Source organism: Roseateles sp. YR242 (assembly GCF_900109745.1).
GTDB lineage: Bacteria > Pseudomonadota > Gammaproteobacteria > Burkholderiales > Burkholderiaceae_C > Roseateles.
Genome location: NZ_FOAV01000008.1, coordinates 202,894 through 223,589 on the forward strand (window position 1 = coordinate 202,894; position 20,696 = coordinate 223,589).

A 20,696-nucleotide genomic window follows, 5' to 3' on the forward strand; every position below is an offset into this window, starting at 1 on the left:
GGGGCGTCCAGCGTCATTCCGTCGTCATTCCAGGGCGGAGTAGCCGGACACGAAGCGGGTGATCCGGCCGCTCTCGTCATAGGTGTGACGCTCGATGCGGCCGATGTCGGTACCGTAGACATGGATGCTGATGGAGACCTCGTCATCGAAGGCATTGCGCACGCGGTGGATGTCCCCCAGGCGGGGCGAAACGGCTTCCACCTGGCCGGGAGACAGCCGCACTGGTGGCCCGTCCGGCACCAGGGCCTCCGGCCCGCCGAAGCGGTAGCCCTGCGTGTATTCGGCGCCGCGCAGCATGCCGATGAGGCCCCAGACCAGGTGGTCGTGAATGGGCGTGGCCTGGCCCGGCCCCCAGACGAAGGAGACGATGGAGAACCGGCCTTCGGGGTCGACATGCAGCGGGTACTGGCGGTAGCGGTCGGGGTCCGGCCGGGCATGAGCGGCCGGCAGCCAGTCGTCCCGTTCAACCAGGGCGGCGAGGTGGGGGCGAAGTTTTTCCAGGAGCTCGGGCTCGGGCAGCCCGCGCGGTATCCAGCGCTCGAGTTGCGCGATCAGCGGCTGCAGTCGTTCAGGCGTCGCAGCCAGGTCCGGGAGGGCGGTCAGTGGGCGGGAGACAGGCACGGAGGTGGTGTCTGCCTGCGAAAACGTCCGGGCGGCTTCAGCCATGTTGAGGGCTCCGTGCAAGAGGGGATGCGGGGGATGCGGGGGATGCGGGGGATACGGCGGTCGGGGGGAGTGAAGTGGGTGGAGAGGGCGCCGCCTGCAGTGCAGCTCGGCCTGCCGCACCCAGCACGCTGTCGTCCTGAGGCGTATGGATACGGCTGCACAGCACATCGCGATGATGGCGCTCCAGCGGGTTCCGACGCGAAAGACCATGATTGCCGCTGAGCTGCAAGGCCAGCTCCACCACCTGGATCGCCTGCTTGCTGACCAGGTGCTTCACGATGCTGCTGTCGTTCACGGATGGTGTACGGCCGGCGTCGGTGTCGCGCACCAGGCGGTCCAGCAAGGCGTCATTGCTGGCCAGCAGCACTTCGATCTCTCCCACCAGGTGCTGCACACGCGGCAGCGTGGCCAGTGGCGCGCCCAGGCTGCCCGGCGCGCGCTCATTCAGGAAGCCCAGCAGCCAGGCGCGGGCCGCGCGGGCCACGCCGTCATACAGGGCGCCCAGCAAGGTGGACATCCAGGCGTACTGGTCGGGCTCGGGGCCCGCTGCCCACTCGGCCGGTTCGCGCAGGTCCACGGCATGGGACAGCGGCAGCGGCACATCCTCGAACACCACCTCATGGCTGCCGCTGGCGCGCAGGCCCAGGTGGTCCCAGCTCTCGATCACCCGGATGCCGGGGGCCTCGCGGGGCACCAGGAAGACGCCCACACGCGGACGGTCCTCCCGGCCCGGCTCTTCGCTGCGGGCATAGACCACCAGCCAGCGCAGGGCCGGAATGCCGGTGGTGTAGAGCTTGTGGCCGTTGAGGCGCCAGCCGTCCTCGGTCCTGCGGGCCACCGTGCCGGGCAGGCCGCCCCGCGCGGGAGAACCGAGTGCCGGCTCCACCCGCAGCGAGTTGGCCAGTGCGCCGTCAACGACGGCGGTGCGCCAGACCTCGTCCCGCACCGCAGGGGGCCAGCGGGAGGTCTCACGGGAGAGCAGGTGATGCACCAGATAACTCATGGCCACGACCAGGGCGGTGGCCGGTTCGGCCTGGCCCAGTGCGCCGATGAGCCGCCGCGTGGTGGCCAACGAGGCACCGCCGCCACCCGCCGTTGCCGGCACCACCGCCCCCAGCAGCCCGGCGGCATGCAGGTCGGCAAGATTCTCGAAAGGGAAGCTGCCGTCCCGGTCCAGTGCTGGCGCGCGTGCGGCGAGTGCGGGCAGCAGTGGCGTCAAGCGCGCCAACAGCGAAAGTTCGGTGCGTACATCGGCGGTCTGGCCGTCTTGCAGCGGCCAGGCATCCGCGACGGTCGGGGCATCGGCCGCCGGCCGGATGCGGTGGGGGAGGGCATTCATCGACCCGAGTGTGGGAGCGGGCCCCAGCGCTGTAAATCATGCATTCCGCACATGGAAAGTCGATTTGCTTATTTGCCGCGCCAGGCCGGCGGTCCTACGGTTCGGGCCTGTTGTCCGACATCGTCATCACCAGCCAGGGGCCTCCATGAGCATCGAATTCATCGGCATGATCCAGTCGCAACGCGTCTCGGAAATCCACCCGGCCAGTGGCCCGGTGGTGGATCCGGATTACGTCCGCCGCTTCGCTCAGGCCCATGAGGCGGCCGGCTTCGACCGCATCCTGGTGCCGCACCATTCCACCGGCCCCAGCGCACAGCTGACCATTGCCCATGCAGCGGCCCATACGCAGCGCATCCAGTTCCTGTTGGCGCACCGCCCGGGTTTTGTGGCGCCGACGCTGGCGGCGCGCGAGCTGGCCACGTTGGACCAGTTCACCGGTGGCCGGCTGGCCGTGCACATCATCTCTGGCGGCTCCGACGCCGAGCAGCGCCGGGACGGCGACTTCCTGGACCACGACCAGCGCTATGCCCGCACCGATGAATACGTCGGCCTGCTGCGCCAGCTGTGGACCAGCGACCAGCCCTTCGACCACCATGGCGATCACTACCGCTTTGAAAACGGCTTCAGCGAAGTCAAGCCCCTGCAGCAGCCGCACATCCCGGTGTTCTTCGGTGGTGCCTCGGACGCGGCTCTTCCGGTGGCGGGCCGCCACGCGGATGTGTATGCGCTGTGGGGCGAATCCCTGGAGCAGGTGGCGGACATCACCCGGCGGGTGCGTGCCGAGGCCAGCCGACATGGGCGCCAGGTCCGGTTCTCGGTCTCCTTCCGCCCCATCCTGGCGGCTACCGAAGAGGCCGCCTGGGCCCGTGCCGAGCGCATCCTGGAAGAAACCCGTCAACTGCGGGTGGCTCAAGGCTACAGCCGTGGCGGCCCGCAGCAGAGCGAAGGCGCACGCCGCCTGCTCGCGGCGGCGGAGAAGGGTGCCCGCGTGGACAAGCGCTTGTGGACCGAGATCGCCCGCGAGACGGGTGCCCGCCACAACAGCACCGCCCTCGTCGGCACACCGGCGCAGGTGGCCGAGGCGTTGCTGGACTACTTCGACCTCGGCGTGACCACCTTCCTGATCCGCGGGTTCGACCCGTTGGAAGACGCCATCGACTACGGCCGCGCGCTGATCCCGCTCACCCGCGCTCTGGTGGAACAGCGCCTGGCCCAGCGGCAAGCCGCCTGAGAAGAGAACAACGATGACGCCTTCGAACCTGCCCCCCACGCCCGCAGTGATCACCTTGCACGACCGCCGCCGCCGGCAACTGCTGAAGGCGGCCGGCGTGGCCGCCATCGCGCCCGTCGCGGTGGCCACCAGCGGCGCGCTGGCCGCGCCGCGCAAGCTCACCTTTGCCTGGAACGCCAACTCCTTCTGCCTCTCGCCCGTGGTGGTGGCCCAGGAGCTGGGCTACTTCGAGCGCAACGGCGTGCAGGTGGACCTCATCAACTACACCGGCTCCACCGACCAGTTGCTCGAATCCCTGGCCACCGCCAAGGCCGACGCGGCAGTGGGCATGATCCACCGCTGGCTCAAGCCGCTGGAGGCCGGCTTCGACGTGAAGATCATCGGCAGCTCCCATGGCGGCTGCGTGCGCTTGATCGGCGCCAAGGCGGCCGGGGCGACCACGCTGCAGAGCCTCAAGGGCAAGACCATCGGCGTGCCAGACCTGGCCTCGCCGGGCAAGAACTTCTTCTCCATCCTCCTGGCCAAGAACAAGATCGACCCGGAGCGTGACGTCACCTGGCGTCAGTACCCCGCCGACCTGCTGGGCATCGCGGTGGACAAGGGCGAGATCCACGCCATTGCGGATGGCGACCCGAATCTCTACCTGCTGGAGCGGCGCAGCCCCGGCATCTACCAGGAGATCGCCACCAACCTCAGTGGCGACTACAAGGACAAGGTCTGCTGCATCGTCGGCGCGCGCGGGGAGCTGGTGCGCAAGGAGCCTGCGGTGGCGGCCGGCCTGGCCCGCGCCATCATCCAGGCCTCGGACTATGTGGCGGACAACCCGAATGAATCGGCCAAGCTGTTTGCCAAGTATTCACCCAAGGTGGCGGTGGAGGACCTGCGCGCGCTGCTGGGCACCTTGACCCACCGGCATCACCCGCAGGGCAAGGACCTGCTGGCGGAGATCGAGTTCTACGCGCGGGACTTCCGCTCCGTGGGTGTGCTGAAACCCGGCACCGACCCGGTGAAGTTCGCCCGCCATGTCCATGCGGACTTGCTGAGCTGAACCATGAGTGCCGTACTTGATTCCTCCGGAACGGTCGATCTGACGGACGCTCGCGCTCATCCAGCACACGCGGCAGCGCATGGGGCAACAGTTACAGCGCCCGGCGCGTCCGCTGTTGCGCCGGCTCGTCGCCAGCGCAGCCGGCCTGCAACCCGGCGCCAGCCGTGGGGCGTGGGGCTGGTGGCCTCCCTGGCGTGGGGCGGTGCGGGCGTGCTGACCGTGTACTGGCCCAACCTGGAGCGCGGGTTCACCGACTGGCCCTACACCCAGGAAGCCGGTTGGTGCTTCGTGGGCGTGGGGGTGTTGTTGGCAGTGCTGGCCTTCGTCGCGCCGTTCAGCGGCCGCGCCGGGGCGGCCGTGCTGCGCCCGTTGCGGCCGGCTGGCGCCTGGCTGGTGGCGATCGCCCTGGGCCTGGGTTTGTGGGAACTGCTCACGGCCAAGCTGGGCCGGCTGCCTTCACCATTCTTTGCCCCGCCCACCGCGTTGGCCGAGGTTTACCTCGACGACTGGAAGCGGCTGGGAGAAAGCACCTGGAATTCCGCCCGGCTGCTGGCCATCGGCGTGGGGTGGGGAGGGCTGGTCGGCTTCCTGGTGGGGGTGTCCATCGGCTGGTCCCGCGCCATTGGCTACTGGGTGCATCCGGTCATCCGCTTCCTGGGGCCGGTGCCGGCCTCGGCCTTGTTGCCACTGGCCTTCTTTGCATTTCCGTCCAGCTATGCGGCGGCGGTCTTCCTGATTGCGCTGGCCACCGGCTTCCCGGTGGCGGTGCTGACCTGGTCCGGTGTGGCCAGCGTCAACCGCAACTATTACGACGTGGCCCGCACCTTGGGCGCCTCCGAGGCCTTCCTCGTCCTGCGCGTGGCCATCCCGGCCGCATTGCCGCAGGTGTTCGTCGGGCTGTTCATGGGCCTGGGCGCGGCGTTCTCCATCCTGGTCACGGCCGAGATGATGGGGGTGAAGTCCGGGCTGGGCTGGTACCTCACCTGGGCGCAGGGCTGGGCGTCCTACAGCAACATGTATGCGGCGCTGATTCTCATGGCCATCCTGTGTTCCGGCATCATCACGCTGCTCTTCCTGCTGCGTGACCGTGTTTTGTCCTGGCAGAAAGGGACCGTCAAATGGTGAATGCCGTTGCGGAACATCCGCCCAGCGTAGCAACGCGGGCGAAAGCGCCCGGGGGGCTCGGGCGGGGCGCTCATATCGAGATCCGGTCCGTGAGCCACCGCTTTGAACTCAAGGGCGGTCCGCTGCCGGTGCTTGACAGCGTCGACCTGGAGTTGAAGCCCGGTGAGTTTGTGGCGCTGCTGGGGCCCAGTGGCTGCGGCAAGTCCACCTTGCTGCGGCTGGTGGCCGGGCTGGAGCCGGCGGCCGAGGGACGCCTGACGCAGGATGGTGCGGACATCGTGCGTCCGGACCCGTCAAGGGTGGTGGTGTTTCAGGATCCGACGCTCTACCCGTGGCGCACCGTGCGGGCCAATGTGGCGCTGGGCCTGCAGGCCCGTGGGCTGCTGCGCCAGCAGCGACACCGGGTGGACGAGGCGCTGGCGCTGGTGGGCCTGCGCGACTTTGCGGACGCTTACCCGCATCAACTGTCCGGTGGCATGGCCCAACGCGTGGCGCTGGCCCGCGCCCTGGTGAATGACCCCAGCCTGCTGGTGCTGGATGAGCCGCTGGGCAAGCTGGATTCACTCACCCGGCTGACCATGCAGAGTGAGTTGGTGTCGCTGTGGCAGCGCAGCGGCTTTTCGGCGTTGCTGGTGACGCACGACGTGGAGGAGGCGCTGTTCATGGCGCAGCGCGTGGTGGTGCTGAGCGACCGGCCGGCACGCATCGTGGCGGAGCTGCACAACCCGTTGCCGTATCCGCGCCATCGCGGTGATCCAGCGCTGGCGGCACTTCGCCATGAGGCGTTGCGGCACCTGGGGCTCGATGCAAGTTGGTGATGTCCCCGACGGATTGCAGCGCGCGCAGGAAACGCTGCTCCGTGTGCTGGACGGGCTCGGACTGGCTTCGCACGTCGACGGTCAGCCGGCCTGGCCTTGGGCACACCGCATCGCGGTGGAAACGCTGGCCATCGATGCGGCTTTGACCCGACAAGTGGTGTGGGCCATTGCAGCGCTGGCCGTGGCCCTTGCGCTACTGGTGTTGGCCTTGCTGTGGCGGCGCGCGCGATGGCCCGCGTTGGTTGCTGGCGCCTTGCTGCTGCTCGCCACGCCTTGGCCGTCGCCCGGGCTGTTGCTGGCGCCGGCCGTACCCACAAGCTTCCACCGGGCAGCAACCCCGCTGCCGGTGGCGCAGCTCGCTGCCGGTGTGAAGCTCTACCAGGCCCATTGCGCCAGTTGCCACGGTGCCGACGGGCGCGGCGAAACGGCGGCAGCGGCGCGGCTGGCAGTGTGGCCGCCCCGGCTGACCGGCGGCCTGCTCTGGCGCCGCGCAGAGGGCGAGTTGTATTGGCATGTCCGCGAGGGGGTTCGGGACCGCCAGGGCAGTCTCAACATGCCTGGCTTTGCTGGCCGCCTGGCACCTGATGAGATCTGGTCCGTGCTGGCGGCAGTGCGCTTGCTGGCCAGCGGGCAGACCTTGCGGCAGGAAGGGCGCTGGGCGTATCCGGTTGCGGCCCCTGATTTGAACGTACGTTGTGGTGACGGGCCTGCCCGCCCACTGAGCAGTTGGCGTGGCGCCAGGCTGCGGTTGGTACTGGCGCAGGCTTCGAACCCCGGCGACTGGCCAAGGGACGATCCCCGCTTCGAAACGATTGTGTTGGCGGAGCCCTTGGCGGGGCTCACTCAGCCACAGACTCAAAGTCCGAGCCCGAGCCCGAGCCCGAGCCCGAGCCCGAGCCCGAGCCCGAGCCCGAGCCCGAGCCCGAGCCCCGCGTCGGCGCGGGTGCAGCCCGCCGCTCAGGAGTTGGCTGCGACGGATCGCTGCATCGTCACGGATGATCCCGCCCATGCTCGGTTGCTGATCGGGTTGGTCACCGGTCAGGACATGTCGGGAGAGGTCGGCGTGCCAGACCGGCAGAACAACGGGAAAGACATCTCGCCGGACAACGGACCGGCGGCCGCTGTTGCTGTGTCCGGCACTGCGTGGGCCTTGCCAGGGCTGCAGCTGATCATCGACCGGCATGGCTGGTTGCGGGCCCTGGGCCGTCCGGAAGACAGCGCGTGGAGTGCCGAGAACCTGGTCTGTCGAGCCGATGGTGGCCCGCCAGGGCCTGCGGGAGACAGCGGCCTGGACGCGTTGATCCGCGCCATGGATGCAGACCCGGTGCCGCCCGGGCGCTGGCTGCTTCACCGACGTCTGTCGTCCTGAGGGCATGGGCATTGGGATGACTGTCGCGCTTCTTGCGCCGGCCGGATATGCCCCGCAGAAAACATTCGTTCGCCCGTTGCCGGCCAGCAGCGCAGTGCCGATTTCTACAGGCAGGCGGGCCTCCTCAAGCAGCGGCTGGATGTGCCGCAGACGGTGACGCTGGTCCGAGTTTTTTGCCCCAAATGGCACCACCGGGCGCCAGAAGCACCCAAGGTCAGGCGGGACGCCAGACCGGTGATTCCTGCACCGCCACCTTGCGAGGCAGGATCTGCGCAGCCGTAAAGGCATCGGCAATGCGCTGCTGCTCGGTCAGCGATTCCGCATCCACCGGCTTCACCGCATAGCTGCGGCGCTCGTTGGCGGCCGCCACGGTGGCGGCGTCCAGGCCAAGTACCGGCGCATGCCATTCAGCGGCGGCGGCCGGATTTTTCTTGACCCATTCACCCGCACGCTGCAGCTCCTCATACACACGTTGCAGCACCGCGGGGTTCTCCTGCGCGAAGCTGGTGGACGCGAGGTAGAAGCGGCGATAGTTCGAGATCCTGGTGCCGTCGGTCAGCACACGTGCGCTCGACTGTCGCTGCACAGCGGCCAGAAACGGATCCCAGATCACCCAGGCGGCGACCGAGCCGTTCTCGAATGCGGCACGGCCATCGGCGGGGTTGAGATAGGCGGGTTCGATGTCCCGGATGGAAAGCCCGGCCTGCGACAGCGCCTCCAGCAGCAGGTAGTGCGCACCGGCGCCTTTGGCGAACGCCACCTTCTTGCCCTTGAGCTGCGCCAGCGTCGTGATGGGGGAATCCTTGCGCACCACGATGGCCTGCGCGGTGGGCGAGGGCGTCTCGATGGCGTAATAGGTCAGCCTGGCACCGGCCGCCAGGGCAAAGGGTGGCACGGCATCGGCCACGTCCGCACTCAGGTCCAGCGCGCCGACATTCAGCGCCTCCAGCAGTGGCAGGCCAGAGGTGAACTCATGCCACTGCACATGGATCTGCTGCGGGGCGAGTGCCTTTTCCAGCACGCCGCGGGACTTCAGCAGCAGGGTCAGGGTGCTGGACTTCTGATAACCGATGCGCAGCGTCCGCGTTTCGGCGGCCTGGGCCAGCCCCCATCCGGTGGCGCCACCCGCCAGTGCGGCGATGGCGGCGCCCTGCAGCAGCCACTGGCGGCGGGAAGGCCCGGCGTCGGTGGACAGGGCGGACGGCGTGGAGGCGAGGGGGGAGGGCGAGGCAGAGGAATCCATGATGAGCGGCACCGAAGCGAGGAGTGATGCGGAGGTAAGGGGTTCAGCAACATAGTGTTCAGCGCGTCGGATGCCAATGAAGCAATTCGTCTATGCATAGACGGCAATGGACACACCGCTGCGGCTGCGGCTGCATGTGCGCGTGGCCCTGTGTCTATCAGTTCTTCTGTGCGGATTGCGCGCATGCATATGCCCATCGCTTCGTTGTGACCGGCGTACGGCAAACCTACGCTGGAGGCTCTCAATCACTCCACGTCCTTCACGGATGCCACACACCATGAGCCTGACCCGCCGCGCCTTGTTGATCGTTGCCACCTCCGCCACCATGCTGGGCGTCGCCCACGCGGACCAGCTTGCTGATGTGAAGCAACGCGGCGAACTGGTGGTGGGCGTTCTGGGCACCGACGAGCCCAACAGCTTCATCGACCCCAAGAGCCGCGAGATCGTCGGCTACGAGGTGGATCTGGCCAAGGCCATTGCCGAGAAGCTGGGCGTGAAGCTGCGGCTGAAGCAGCTGGCGGTGGCGGCCCGTATCCCCGAGCTGCAGCAAGGGCAGGTGGACCTGCTCGCCGCCAGCCTGACCCACAACAAGGAGCGTGAAGCGGTGATCGACTTCTCGCTGACCACCTTTGTCACCGGGCAGAAGGTGCTGGTGAAGAAGGACAGCGGCATCAAGTCGCTGGACCAGCTCAATGGCAAGAAAATCGTCACCATCAAGGGCGGCACGCAGGAGCCCAACATCCGCAAGGCCGTGCCCAATGTGGATGTGGTGACCTTCGACACCGGCCCGCAGGCCTTCCAGGCCCTGCAGCAGGGCAAGGGCGTGGCCTTTGTGAACGACGAGGTGTCGCTGCTGGATCAATTCGCCAAGCTGGGCGCGGCCTCGGCGCAGTACCAGATCCTGTCTGCCAACCTGAGCGTCGAGCCGCTGGCGCTGGGCATCCGCAAGGGCGAGAAGAACTTCAAGGCCCAGGTCGACGGTGTGCTGCGTGATCTGGAGAAGAGCGGCGTGGCCCAGCAGCTCTTCGTCAAATGGTATGGCCCGGACACGCGCCTGAAGTTCCCGACCCGCGACTTCAAGATCGAGAGCGATCAAGTCCAGAGCTGATCCGGCACTGCACGCGATTCCTCTCACAGCGCGCCCCGGCTACCGGGGCGTCGTCACGTCCGGGCGCGTTCCGGCCTCACCATGCCCACGATCGATCTTTCCCATGTTCTTCACGGCCAGTTCCTGGCCTGGCTGCTGGCAGGCGTGAAGCTGTCGCTCCTGCTCACGCTGATCGCCTTGTTGAGCTCGCTGCCCCTGGCGACCCTGGTGGCACTGGCGCGGCTCTCACCCGTGAGGGTGGTGAACCGTCTGGCCTGGGGTTATGTGGAGACCGTTCGCAACGTTCCGCTGCTGGCCCATCTGTTGTTCTGGTACTTCGCCGTGCCGGAACTCCTGCCGGAGGACTTCAAGGCCTGGCTGTATGCGGGCCACATCGAGGCCATCGCGGCCGTCTCGGCGCTGGTGGTTTACACCACAGCCTACATGGCGGAGGACATCCGCTCGGGGATACGCTCGGTGCCTCACGGCCAATGGCTGGCTGCGCGGTCCCTGGGCATGGGATGGGGCGCGCTGGTGCGTTGGGTGGTGCTGCCGCAGGCGGTGCGGGCCATTGTGCCGCCGCTGATCTCGCAGACGTTGAATCTTTGGAAGAACACCAGCATCGCCAGCGTGATCGGCACCGCCGAGCTCATGACCCAGGCGCAGCGGGTGGAGTCCGCCAGCTTCCGCGGCTTCGAGACCTTCCTGGCGGCCACGCTGGTCTATCTCAGTGTCTCGCTGGCGATCACGGCGGCCGGCACCTTCTACCAATGGCGCTACCCGGTCCGGGCGGCCAGCCGATGAGCCGGGCGGGACCCCCTCGATGAGCATCCTGGAGATGATCGATGTCTACTGGCTCTATGCGCTGGTAGGCCAATATCCACAAGGCCCCCTGGGCGGGCTTTGCCTCACTGTGCTGCTGGCCCTGCTCGGCATGGTGCTGGCGCTACCGCTGGGCGTGCTGCTGGGCGTGGCGCGGGTCAGCCGCCCACGGGTGCTGCGCTGGCCGGTGACGGCCTGGGTGTTTGTGGTGCGCGGCACGCCGCTGCTGATGGTGGTGTTCTGGGCCTATTTCTTTCTGCCCAGTGTCACCGGGCAGAAGACGGGGCAGTTCGCGACCATGCTGGCCGCGCTGGTGCTGTTTGATGCGGCCTACCTGGCTGAAATCGTGCGGGCCGGGCTCCAGGCCCTGCCAGCCGGCCAGGCCCAGGCGGCCCAGGCCCTGGGCATGAGCCGACTGCAGGCCTTGCGCCTGGTGCTGCTGCCCCAGGCGTTGCGGCAGATGCTGCCTTCATTGGTCAACCAATTGGCATCGACCATCAAGCAGACCTCGCTGGGCACCATCATCGGCCTGTCGGAACTGTCCTTCATCGCCAATCAGATCAACGCCCAGGTGCTGGTGCAGCCGGTGGCCGTCTACGGCGGGCTGGCCCTGTGCTACTTCGTGCTGTGCTTCGGGCTCTCGCGCTGTGCGCATGCGCTGGAGCGACGGCTGGGGGCCGGCCCCCGGATTCGTACAGCCTGATCTGCATGCGCTTGCGCACGTCAGCGTATCCGCGTCCGCACAGGCCTCCGCATAAGCTCATGCGCAGCGCTTTGTTGGCCGGCGGGCGGGCGCTGCCTAGAGTCCGGGCTACTTCTGCACCACTCACGGAGCCCGCATGGCCCAGCGTTCCCTGCTTGATCACCTTCGCCGCGCCGTGGCGCCGTTCCTGCCCTGGGCGTCGCTCGGCGTCTGCGCCATGGCGCTGGCCGTCTCGCCAGCCGTCCAGGCCGCAGAAACCAGGGAGGTCACGTTTGCCTATCAGGACATGCTGGTGCCGCTGCGCACGCTGATCGAATCCGGGGAACTGGAGAAGAGCACCGGCTACAGGATTCAATGGCGGCAGTTTGGTGGGGGCGGCGATGTGATTCGCGCCATGGCCTCCGGTGATGTGCAGATCGGCGAAGCCGGCTCCAGCCCGATTGCCGCCGCCACCAGCCAGGGGCAGGACATTCGCCTGTTCTGGATCCTGGATGACATTGCCGATGCCGAGGCGCTGGTGGCCCGCAACGGCAGTGGCATCAACAGCTGGAAGGACCTCAAGGGCAAGAAGGTGGCCACGCCGTTTGTCAGCACCTCGCATTACCAGCTGCTGGTGGGGTTGAAGCTGGAGGGCGTCGACCCCAAGGACGTCCAGGTGGTGAATCTGCGCCCGCCGGAAGTGGCGGCCGCCTGGGAGCGCGGCGACATCGACGCCGCGTTTGTCTGGGATCCGGCCCTGGCCCGCATCAAGGCCAGTGGCAAGGTCATCGCCAGTTCGGGCAGCATCGGGCGCAAAGGGCATCCGACGTTTGACGGCCTGGTGGTGAATGCGCGCTGGGCCGCCGAGAACGAAACCTTTGTGGTGGCGCTGGTGAAGGCACTGGCGCGCGCTGATGCCAACTACCGCAGCCAGGGCAAGCGCTGGACAGCCGACACGCCGGAAGTCCGCGCCATTGCGAAGTGGAGCAAGGCGGACCCGAAGGACGTACCAGGGGCCATCTCCCTCTACCGCTTCCCGACGCCCGAAGAACAACTCTCCGCCACCTGGCTGGGCGGTGGCGCGGCCAAGGCGCTGGCCAACACTGCGAGTTTTCTGCAGGAGCAGGGGAGGGTGCAGACCCTCAAGCCCGATTACGGCGCCTATGTCACGACCGAGTACGTGAAGAAGGCCCTGGCGGCGCGCTGAGCGGTGGCCACACTCGAACTGCGCGGGCTGGAAGTCTGCTTCGACGGGCCACGGGGTGAGGCTGTGCAGGCGTTGGCGCCGCTGGACCTGACCGTGTCCAGCCCCGAATTCCTGGTGCTGCTGGGCGCTTCGGGCTGCGGCAAGACCACCCTGCTGAACTGCATCGCCGGCTTCCTGCCACCCAGCGCCGGGCGCATGGTGCTGGACGGCCAACCGGTGGCCGGCCCCGGCGCCGACCGTGGCGTGGTGTTTCAGCGACATGCCCTGCTGCCGTGGCTGAACGTGCGGGACAACGTGGCGCTGCCCTTGCGCCTGCGCGGGGTGCCGCGCACGGAACGGCGCCAGAGGGCCCAGGAGCGGCTGGCCCAGGTGGGCCTGGCCGAGCACGGGGACCGCCGCACCTGGCAGCTCTCCGGTGGCATGCAGCAGCGTGTGGGCATTGCCCGTGCCTTGGCGAGCGATCCGGCAGTGCTGCTGATGGACGAGCCGCTGGGCGCGCTGGACGCCTTGACGCGGGAACAGGTGCAGGAGTTGCTGCTGCAGGTCTGGCAGGCCACCGCCAAGCTGGTGGTGTTTGTGACCCATTCCGTGGAAGAGGCATTGTTTCTGGGGACTCGGCTGGTGTTGATGAGCCCGGGGCCAGGGCGCGTGGTGCGGGAGATGCATGACCTGCCGTTCTCGCGACGATTCCTGGCGCATGGGGATGCCCGGGCGGAGAAATCCAGCCGCGAGTTCATTGCGCTGCGCGAGGAGGTGTTGTCCCATCTGCACGGGCGCGGCGCGGCATCTGCTGCGCGTCTCAGCGAGGTGAACTCCCGTGTTGCGGCCTGAGCCCATACCGCTGCGCAAGGTCAGTCGCCCCTCGGTGCCCGGCGCCGGGTCCAGCGCATGGATCAGCGCGGCCACGGTGTTCGCCGGGCTGCTGCTGTGGTGGGGCGTGACGGCCGCAAGCTGGGTCAAGCCGCTGTTCCTCCCATCGCCAGCTGCGGTGGCCCAGCAGTTCTCGGAGTATCTGACCGGTCGGGCCAACGACCTGCCGCTGTGGCGCCATCTGGCGGCCAGCCTGGGTCGGGTGATGCTGGCCTTCGGCCTGGCCTGCGTGACGGCGGTGCCGTTGGGCATCGCCATGGGCCTGTCGCGCTGGGCGCGTGGGCTGCTGGACCCGCCGCTGGAGTTCTATCGGCCGCTACCGCCGCTGGCCTACCTGCCGTTGATCATCATCTGGTTTGGCATCGATGAGGTGCCCAAGGTGCTGTTGATCTATCTCTCATGCTTTGCGCCGCTGGCCCTTGCCGCCCGTTCCGGCCTGCGCAGTGCCGCCCCCGAGCAGCTGCATGCGGCGGCTTCCATGGGCGCCAACCGCTGGCAGCTGATGTGGCATGTGGCCCTGCCGGCGGCGCTGCCGGAGATCCTGGTGGGCATGCGCGTGGCGCTGGGTTTTGGCTGGACCACCCTGGTGGCCGCCGAGATGGTGGCGGCCTCGTCCGGCCTGGGCCAGATGGTGCTGAACGCCTCCAACTTCCTGCGCACCGACATCGTGGTGATGGGGATCCTGGTCATCGGCGGCGTGGCCTGGTCGTTTGACCTGCTGATGCGGGCGGTGGAGCGCCGTGTGGTGCCGTGGCGGGGAAGGGGCTGAGCCCTCCCGGCGCCGTTCCTGGCCGCTTCAGATCAGGCGGGTGGCCAGGCTGACCACGGGATTGGCTGAGGCCGAGGCGTCAGGCGCACTGCACTACGGGCTGTACCAGGGCTGCACTACGCACTGCACTCTACCGCCATCATGTCTCAACATCAGGGCCGAGCGATAGGGCTGTCGCCTCACGCCCCAGGCGCCAGCCGGTCCAGGAAGCGCGCCACATCCTTGGCCGACCGCTCGGGAATCTCCTGCTGCGGCAGGTGCCCCACATCCGGATAGACCACGAGCCTGGCGTTGGGAATCGCGGCGGCAAATCGGCGCGAATGCTCGCCCGGGATCAGAGGGTCGACATCCCCGTGCAGGATCAGCGCATAGGACAGGTACTTGAGCACGGGCGCCTCGGCATCGGTGGGGATGGGTGGCGCGACGATAGGAGCGGGAAGGGCACTTGTGAAATGCCGTTCCCACCTATGTACATGACAGCGCCGACAAGAGGCGGCCCCGGAATGGATCAACGATGCCTGTGCAGCTGCCGTGACCCCGTGGCGAGGAGATCCACGGATCCAGCGGACTCTACTTGTTGTGCCCCGTGTGCGCCTGCGCCAGCTCACTGCGTACTTGCTTGACCTGGGCGGCTTCCACGGTGGGCGCCTGGTTGCCCCAGCCCTGCCGGACGAAGGTCAGCAGTTGCGCCACCTCCTCGTCGGAGAGGCGATCCGCAAAGGCGGGCATGCCGAGATTGGACGGCCGCTCGACGGTCGACGGCAGCTCGCCACCAGCCAGAACCAGTCGGATCAGCGACGCCGGGTCGGGGGCCAGCACCGTGGCATTGCCGGCGATCGGTGGGAAGGCCTTCGCATAGCCCTTGCCATCGGTGCGGTGGCAGGCAGCGCAATTGTCGACATACACCTGCGCGCCCCGGTTGGGTTCGACGCCCGACCGCAACTGCCGTGCTGTTTCTTCGTTCGGCTCGAATTTCGCCACGGCGGAGGACGACGCCGGCAACGTCTTCAGGTAGGCCGCGATGGCCCGCAGATCCTCATCCGTCATGTGCTGGGTGCTCTGCGTCACCACTTCGTGCATCGGCGTGCCGACCACGGCGGCATGGGTATTGCGGGCCGTCTTCAGGGTGGCGACGATGTCCTGCACCGTCCAGCGGCCCAGGCCGTCGGCCGCGTCGCCGCGCAAGTTGCTGGCCAGCCAGCCATCGATCACCTGGCCGCCGGCCAGGTATTGCGGGCCGCCGTCGTCCAGCGCCAGTTCCTGCAGGGTCGAAGCCCGTGGCGTATGGCAGCTGCCGCAATGGCCTGCGCCTTGCACCAGGTAGGCCCCGCGGGCAATGACCGGGTCCTTGTAGCGCGCCAGGTCCACGCCGGGCGGTGTCTGCGTGGGCGCGGGGGCAAAGGTCTTTCGCCACAGCGCCAGCGGCCAGCGCATCGACAGCGGCCAGGGAATGGCGTTCGGCGGGTTGGCCGCCTGGACCGGTGCCACGCCGTTCATGAAGTAGGCATAAAGCGCGCGCATGTCGTCGTCGCTCAGACGGCCGTAGGACGGATACGGCATGGCCGGGTAGAGCGTGTCGCCCGAGGGGGTGATGCCGTGGCGCACCGCGCGGTCGAAATCGTTGAAGCTGAAGTTGCCGATGCCGGTCTGCTTGTCCGGCGTGATGTTGGTGGTGTGGAGGGTGCCGACCGGGGTCGCCATGGCCAGGCCGCCCGCATAGGGCTTGCCCTGCGGCGCGGTGTGGCAGGCCATGCAGTCGCCGGTCACGGCCACGTAGCGGCCCTGTTTCACGAGCTCGGCCAGTTCCGGCGAGCCGGCGGCCGGCAGCACCGGGTTGATGCTGCGGGTATTCGTTGGCAGCAGGGCGTAGCCGAACAGGCCGGCGCCGCCCAACATGCACAACACGACCAGGGCGATCACGGCAGGGAAGGCGCGGCGCTTGCGGCCGTTGAAGGAAGGACTGGTGGTCATGGTGCTGCCCTTGTTCACGCCTGCACCAGCGGGCCGGGGTTCTTCAGGTATTGCTCACGGATGGCCTTGGCCGCCCAGTAGGTCAGCGCGCCCACCATGCCGGTCGGGTTGTAGCCATTGTTCTGGGGGAAGGCGTTGGCGCCGGGCACGAAGACGTTGGAGACGTCCCAGGACTGCAGGTAGCGGTTCAGTGCCGAGGTCTTGGGGTCATGCCCCATGATGGCGCCGCCGCAGGTGTGGGTGCTCTGGTACTGCGTGATGTTGTAGTGGTCGCCCGGCTTCTTCGCGTCGCCCTTCATGGCGACGGGGTTCAGCACCTTGCACATGTCCATCGCCTTGTCGACGAGGAACTTGGAGGCGCGAATCTCGTTGTCGTGCCAATCGAAGGTCATGCGCAGCAACGGCCGGCCGAAGCCGTCCTTGTAGGTGGGGTCCAGGCTCAAGTAGCTGTCCTTGTAGGACATGCAGGCACCTTGCACCTCGTAATAGAACGAATGGCGGAAGACCTGCTTGATGCTCTTCTTCCAGGCGCTCCCCCAGTTGGGCACGCCAGGCGGTGTGGCGATGCCGCGCACCGGCCCCGAGCCCGGTTGGCGCGCCCAGATGATGCCGCCGCCCACAAAACCCGCCTTGGCGTTGTCCAGCTGGTTGCCGTTGAGGTCGTCGAAGGTGGCGCCACCGCCGCCGATGCCCATGAAGGCATTGGCCTGCACCGAATCATCGAAGAACAGGTTGACCCGGTTCAGGTTCTGGTACGAGTAGTTGCGGCCCACCGTGCCGGTGCCCTCGACAGGGTCGTAGGGCGTGCCAATGCCGGAGAGCAGCATCAGGTGCACGTTGTAGAGCGAGAACGCGCAGAGCACCACCAGGTCCGCCGGCTGCTCCACTTCGCGGCCCTGCGCGTCCAGGTAGGTGACGCCCGTGGCCTTGCGCCGGGTGTCGTCCAGGTTGACCTTCAGCACCTGCGCATGGGTGCGTAGCTCGAAGTTGGGCCGTGGGCGGAGCACTGGCAGGATGCAGGCGTTGGGGCTCGCCTTCGAGTAGTTGAGGCAGCCGTAGTCGCTGCAGAAGCCGCAGAAATTGCAGGGCCCCATCTGGCAGTTGTACGGGTTCACGTAGTCCCGCGAGGCGTTGCTGGCCGGGATGGGGTAGGCGTGATAGCCGCTTTCGTTGGCGGCCTTGTAGAACATCTCGGCGCCCAGGTAATTGGGATTGGGCGGCAGTGCGAACTCGCGTGAGCGCGAGCCTTCGAAGGGGTTGCCGCCCTCGACGCGCTGCCCGTTGATGACGCCGGCCTTGCCCGAGGTACCACAGACATATTCGAAGTGGTCGAAGTGCGGCTCCAGTTCCTCGTAGCTGACGGGGAAGTCCTGGATCGTCATGTCCTTGGGGATGAAGTTTCTGCCGTAGCGCTGCTCGACGTTGCTGCGCAGGCGCAAGTCCTCCGGCAGGGCCCGGAAATGGCAGCCGGACCAGTGGCTGCCGGCCCCGCCCACGCCATCGCCAGGTTTGAACGAGCCCATCTGCCGATACGGCACCGCCGAATCATTCACACCATGGCGGATGGTGACCGTCTCCTTCGACAGGCTCTGCAGGTAGCGGCGATGGACCGACCCTTCCAATTCGTCAACCACACGCGGGTAGGCGAAGTCCGGCTGCGTGTCCCTGTCCGCACCGCGCTCCAGCACCACCACGTGCAGCCCGGCATCGGTGAGTTCCTTGGCCATGATGGCGCCGGTCCAACCCATGCCGACGATGACGGCATCCACTCTTTTCTTGACGGTGGCCATGCTCATGCCCTCCGTCCCGCCAAGTCCACGGGGCCAATGGGGTAGGGCTTGTCTCGCACCTCCACCCAATCCACATAGTCAGCGCGCATGCCGGGGTAGCCGATCATCTTCCAGGCACCCATGCCCTTGTTGCCGCCGTGCTTGGGGTCCGCGAAATAGCCGTTGCGCACCTCGGTGAGCAGGCTGTTGAAGAAGATCTTGTCCGGCACGTCCTCCCACTTGAGCTTGCCGGCTTCAGCCTGCTTGAGCAGGTCTTCCTGCTGCCGGGTCTCCAGTTGCGCGAATTGGCGGCCGCTGAAGTCCGCCGCGCTGCGCGCATTCATCGCCTTGATGCCAACACGCAGGATGTCCCGCAGTACCAGGCGGCCCTGATAACCGAAGTAGGTGGAACTCTCGGTGTAAGGGCCTTGCGTGTACCAGATGTTGCCGGCGGCGTAGGGCGTCTGCATATGGCGATCCAGGAACTCGGGCACGCCGAGTTCCACGGCACCGGGGCCGTGCTCATCCTTGGGAATGAGGCGGTCGCAGGCGGCGATCACAAACGCCCATTCCTCTGCGTTGAAGAAGGTGGGGGTGTAGGGCGGCTCGGGTGTCTGCGCGGCTGCGACGGCGGTGCCGCTCCCGCCGGGACTCATGGCCACGCCTTGCCCGAGCAACGCACCCCCGGTGGCGGACGCGGCCAGTGGCACGATGGCGATGCGCTTGAAGAATGAGCGACGTGGCTGGGCGTCAGAAGGCTTGTCTGTCATGTTGGCGATGGCTGAAGAGGGCGCCGCGGCGGCGGCCCGTGACAGGGGCAGGACTTCGGAGCGCTTCTGCAGAACCGCGTCAGCGCGCGATTCAGGCAGAGCGCCCTGCAGCGCTGCGATGAATGCGGGAAGTTTGCATACAGACTGGATCGCCCTCAAGACATGCGCATGCGTCTTCGCACCCATACGGTGTCCATCTTTCGGACAGGGGCGATCTCCGCCCGCTACAAAGCGTCTGCTGTACGTTGATTTCTGCCGGCTCCGAGCCGCTTCATCGGTGCATCAAGTTCGCTACGTGGCGACAATTCTGGTGTGCGGGATTACCCCGACCATTCGCAGGAGTTCGTCATGTTTTCCCGTCTTTCCGTTGGCGCCAAGCTGGCCTTGGCTTTCAGTCTTGTTCTTCTTCTGACCGTCATCCTGGGTGTGACCGCAGTGGGGCAGCTCAGCCGTGTCAGGGGTGTGTCCACCGAAATGGCCGAGAACTGGCTGCCGTCCGCCCGCCAGGCACAGTTGATCTATCAGCATGTGAGCCGCTACCGGACACGCGAGTACCGCATGATGGTGTCCACGGGCGAAGAGCGTCTGGCAGACTCGAAGAAGATCGATCAGTCCCGCGAGCAGGTGGCCAAGAACCTGGATGCGTATGAGCCGATGATCAGCTCACCGGCCGAAGGCCAGAAGCTCAAGGAGATCCGTTCCGCCTGGGCGGCCTACCTGGAGCAGAGCGCCATCATGATTGCGGCCGCGAAGGCTGGCGACGATGCCACCGCCAAGCGCATCCTGGCCATTGACGGCCTGCCGCGCTACGACGGTCTGAACAAGGCGCTCGAAGAGCTGGTGGCGCTCAACACCCAGGGCGCCAAGGATGCCGAGACGCTTGGCAACAACATCTATGCAAGCAGCCGCTGGACCGTGGGCCTTGTGTGCGCTGCCGCCTTGCTGGTGGGCGCGGTGCTGGGCTTCATCATTACCCGCGGGCTGACCCGCCCGCTGGCGCAATCGGTGCAACTGGCCGAATCAGTGGCTGGCGGCGACCTCACGGTGACCTTGCATGTGCAGGGTGAAGACGAGGTGGCTCAACTGCAGAAGGCCTTGCTGCGCATGGTGGGGCAGTTGAAGTCGGTGGTGTCGCAGGTGCGGGACGGTGTGGAGTCCGTGTCCAGCGCCTCCGGCCAGATCGCCGTGGGCAACCAGGATCTGTCGGCACGTACCGAGCAGACGGCGTCCAACCTGGAGGAGACTGCTTCCAGCATGGAAGAGCTGACGGGTACGGTGGCGCAGTCCGCCGATACCGCCCGCCAGGCCAACCAAATGGCGGGCAGCGCGGCCGAAGCGGCCAAGCGCGGCGGGCAGGTGGTGGGCCAGGTAGTGGAACGGATGCGCCAGATCAGCGAGTCTTCGCAGCGCATCAGCGAGATCATTGGCACCATTGACGGCATTGCGTTCCAGACCAACATCCTGGCGTTGAATGCAGCTGTGGAAGCGGCGCGCGCGGGCGAGCAGGGGCGTGGCTTTGCGGTCGTGGCCAGCGAGGTGCGCACGCTGGCGCAACGCAGCAGTGAAGCGGCCAAGGAGATCCGGACCTTGATCGGCCGCTCGGTGGAAACCGTGGCTGCGGGCAGCAGCGATGTGGCGCAGGCCGGCCAGGCGATGGGGGACATCGTCTCCAGCGTGGGCCGGGTGACGGACCTGATGGGCGAGATCGCCGCAGCCGCCACCGAGCAGCGTGACGGCATCAACCAGGTCAATCAGGCGGTGGCGCAGTTGGACCAGATGACGCAGCAGAATGCCGCGTTGGTGGAGGAATCCAGTGCCGCCGCAACCTCCCTGCGGGAGCAGGCGCAGAAGCTGGAAGAAGTGGTGTCGGTGTTCCGCGTGGCTTGACGCGGTGGCGCCGCCATGCGGCG

The 20,696-nt window shown here is 67.3% G+C and carries 19 protein-coding genes; 12 read left to right on the plus strand and 7 right to left on the minus strand.

Annotated features, from left to right (window positions below):
- Positions 1 to 24 precede the first annotated feature (24 nt).
- Together BMY53_RS16360 and BMY53_RS16365 are read right to left on the minus strand one after the other, a co-directional pair.
- Positions 25 to 666 carry a cysteine dioxygenase family protein gene (locus BMY53_RS16360; protein WP_092947562.1) on the minus strand — a complete coding sequence of 214 codons (642 nt, stop codon included), beginning with the start codon at positions 664 to 666 and terminating at the stop codon, positions 25 to 27.
- Positions 659 to 2,005, minus strand: coding sequence for an acyl-CoA dehydrogenase family protein (locus BMY53_RS16365; protein ID WP_092947563.1), 1,347 nt, complete (start codon positions 2,003 to 2,005; stop codon positions 659 to 661). The genes BMY53_RS16360 and BMY53_RS16365 overlap by 8 nt, the downstream gene beginning before the upstream one ends.
- 145 nt (positions 2,006 to 2,150) lie before the next feature.
- On the opposite strand from BMY53_RS16365, the gene BMY53_RS16370 reads away from it, so the two are divergent.
- Genes BMY53_RS16370 through BMY53_RS16390 form a run of 5 tightly spaced genes read left to right on the plus strand, consistent with a single transcriptional unit; the run spans position 2,151 to position 7,596 of the window.
- On the plus strand, positions 2,151 to 3,236 hold the full coding sequence (locus tag BMY53_RS16370; RefSeq protein WP_092947564.1) for an LLM class flavin-dependent oxidoreductase: 1,086 nt from the start codon (positions 2,151 to 2,153) through the stop codon (positions 3,234 to 3,236).
- Positions 3,237 to 3,249: 13 nt separating this feature from the next.
- Positions 3,250 to 4,284 carry an ABC transporter substrate-binding protein gene (locus BMY53_RS16375; protein WP_092947565.1) on the plus strand — a complete coding sequence of 345 codons (1,035 nt, stop codon included), beginning with the start codon at positions 3,250 to 3,252 and terminating at the stop codon, positions 4,282 to 4,284.
- A 3-nt stretch (positions 4,285 to 4,287) separates the two neighbouring features.
- Positions 4,288 to 5,409: an ABC transporter permease gene (locus BMY53_RS16380; RefSeq protein WP_092947566.1), complete on the plus strand. Its 1,122-nt coding sequence runs from the start codon at positions 4,288 to 4,290 to the stop codon at positions 5,407 to 5,409.
- On the plus strand, positions 5,403 to 6,227 hold the full coding sequence (locus tag BMY53_RS16385) for an ABC transporter ATP-binding protein (protein ID WP_092947567.1): 825 nt from the start codon (positions 5,403 to 5,405) through the stop codon (positions 6,225 to 6,227). Before BMY53_RS16380 ends, BMY53_RS16385 begins: the two co-directional genes overlap by 7 nt.
- On the plus strand, positions 6,214 to 7,596 hold the full coding sequence (locus BMY53_RS16390; RefSeq protein ID WP_177200913.1) for a c-type cytochrome: 1,383 nt from the start codon (positions 6,214 to 6,216) through the stop codon (positions 7,594 to 7,596). Before BMY53_RS16385 ends, BMY53_RS16390 begins: the two co-directional genes overlap by 14 nt.
- 214 nt (positions 7,597 to 7,810) lie before the next feature.
- On the opposite strand, the gene BMY53_RS16395 is transcribed toward BMY53_RS16390, so the two are convergent.
- Positions 7,811 to 8,839 (minus strand): aliphatic sulfonate ABC transporter substrate-binding protein, encoded by a 1,029-nt coding sequence (locus tag BMY53_RS16395; protein ID WP_092947611.1) that lies wholly within the window; start codon positions 8,837 to 8,839, stop codon positions 7,811 to 7,813.
- 277 nt (positions 8,840 to 9,116) lie between these two features.
- On the opposite strand from BMY53_RS16395, the gene BMY53_RS16400 reads away from it, so the two are divergent.
- From BMY53_RS16400 to BMY53_RS16425, 6 genes are all read left to right on the plus strand, one after another.
- Complete coding sequence (locus BMY53_RS16400; protein WP_092947612.1) at positions 9,117 to 9,947, plus strand: ABC transporter substrate-binding protein; 831 nt, start codon at positions 9,117 to 9,119, stop codon at positions 9,945 to 9,947.
- A gap of 81 nt (positions 9,948 to 10,028) precedes the next feature.
- Positions 10,029 to 10,730, plus strand: a complete 702-nt coding sequence (locus BMY53_RS16405; protein ID WP_092947569.1) for an amino acid ABC transporter permease — start codon at positions 10,029 to 10,031, stop codon at positions 10,728 to 10,730.
- A gap of 19 nt (positions 10,731 to 10,749) precedes the next feature.
- Entirely contained in the window at positions 10,750 to 11,451 is a 702-nt protein-coding gene (locus BMY53_RS16410; RefSeq protein WP_092947570.1) for an amino acid ABC transporter permease, read from the plus strand.
- A gap of 136 nt (positions 11,452 to 11,587) precedes the next feature.
- On the plus strand, positions 11,588 to 12,637 hold the full coding sequence (gene tauA, locus BMY53_RS16415) for a taurine ABC transporter substrate-binding protein (protein WP_177200914.1): 1,050 nt from the start codon (positions 11,588 to 11,590) through the stop codon (positions 12,635 to 12,637).
- A 3-nt stretch (positions 12,638 to 12,640) separates the two neighbouring features.
- Positions 12,641 to 13,468, plus strand: a complete 828-nt coding sequence (locus tag BMY53_RS16420) for a taurine ABC transporter ATP-binding protein (protein WP_092947571.1) — start codon at positions 12,641 to 12,643, stop codon at positions 13,466 to 13,468.
- Complete coding sequence (locus tag BMY53_RS16425; RefSeq protein ID WP_092947572.1) at positions 13,455 to 14,276, plus strand: ABC transporter permease subunit; 822 nt, start codon at positions 13,455 to 13,457, stop codon at positions 14,274 to 14,276. The genes BMY53_RS16420 and BMY53_RS16425 overlap by 14 nt, the downstream gene beginning before the upstream one ends.
- 179 nt (positions 14,277 to 14,455) lie before the next feature.
- On the opposite strand, the gene BMY53_RS26815 is transcribed toward BMY53_RS16425, so the two are convergent.
- From BMY53_RS26815 to BMY53_RS16445, 4 genes are read right to left on the minus strand one after another with little or no spacing between them, the layout of a single operon-like run.
- Positions 14,456 to 14,884 (minus strand): alpha/beta fold hydrolase, encoded by a 429-nt coding sequence (locus BMY53_RS26815; protein ID WP_404947882.1) that lies wholly within the window; start codon positions 14,882 to 14,884, stop codon positions 14,456 to 14,458.
- Positions 14,847 to 16,247, minus strand: coding sequence for a cytochrome c (locus BMY53_RS16435; RefSeq protein ID WP_255370242.1), 1,401 nt, complete (start codon positions 16,245 to 16,247; stop codon positions 14,847 to 14,849). Before BMY53_RS16435 ends, BMY53_RS26815 begins: the two co-directional genes overlap by 38 nt.
- A 14-nt stretch (positions 16,248 to 16,261) precedes the next feature.
- Positions 16,262 to 18,037 (minus strand): GMC family oxidoreductase, encoded by a 1,776-nt coding sequence (locus tag BMY53_RS16440; protein WP_092947574.1) that lies wholly within the window; start codon positions 18,035 to 18,037, stop codon positions 16,262 to 16,264.
- Between the two features lie 2 nt (positions 18,038 to 18,039).
- Positions 18,040 to 18,786, minus strand: a complete 747-nt coding sequence (locus tag BMY53_RS16445; protein ID WP_092947615.1) for a gluconate 2-dehydrogenase subunit 3 family protein — start codon at positions 18,784 to 18,786, stop codon at positions 18,040 to 18,042.
- Between the two features lie 348 nt (positions 18,787 to 19,134).
- On the opposite strand from BMY53_RS16445, the gene BMY53_RS26725 reads away from it, so the two are divergent.
- The gene (locus BMY53_RS26725; RefSeq protein ID WP_143074103.1) at positions 19,135 to 20,673 is read left to right on the plus strand and encodes a methyl-accepting chemotaxis protein; all 1,539 of its coding nucleotides are present in this window, start codon (positions 19,135 to 19,137) and stop codon (positions 20,671 to 20,673) included.
- Positions 20,674 to 20,696 lie beyond the last annotated feature (23 nt).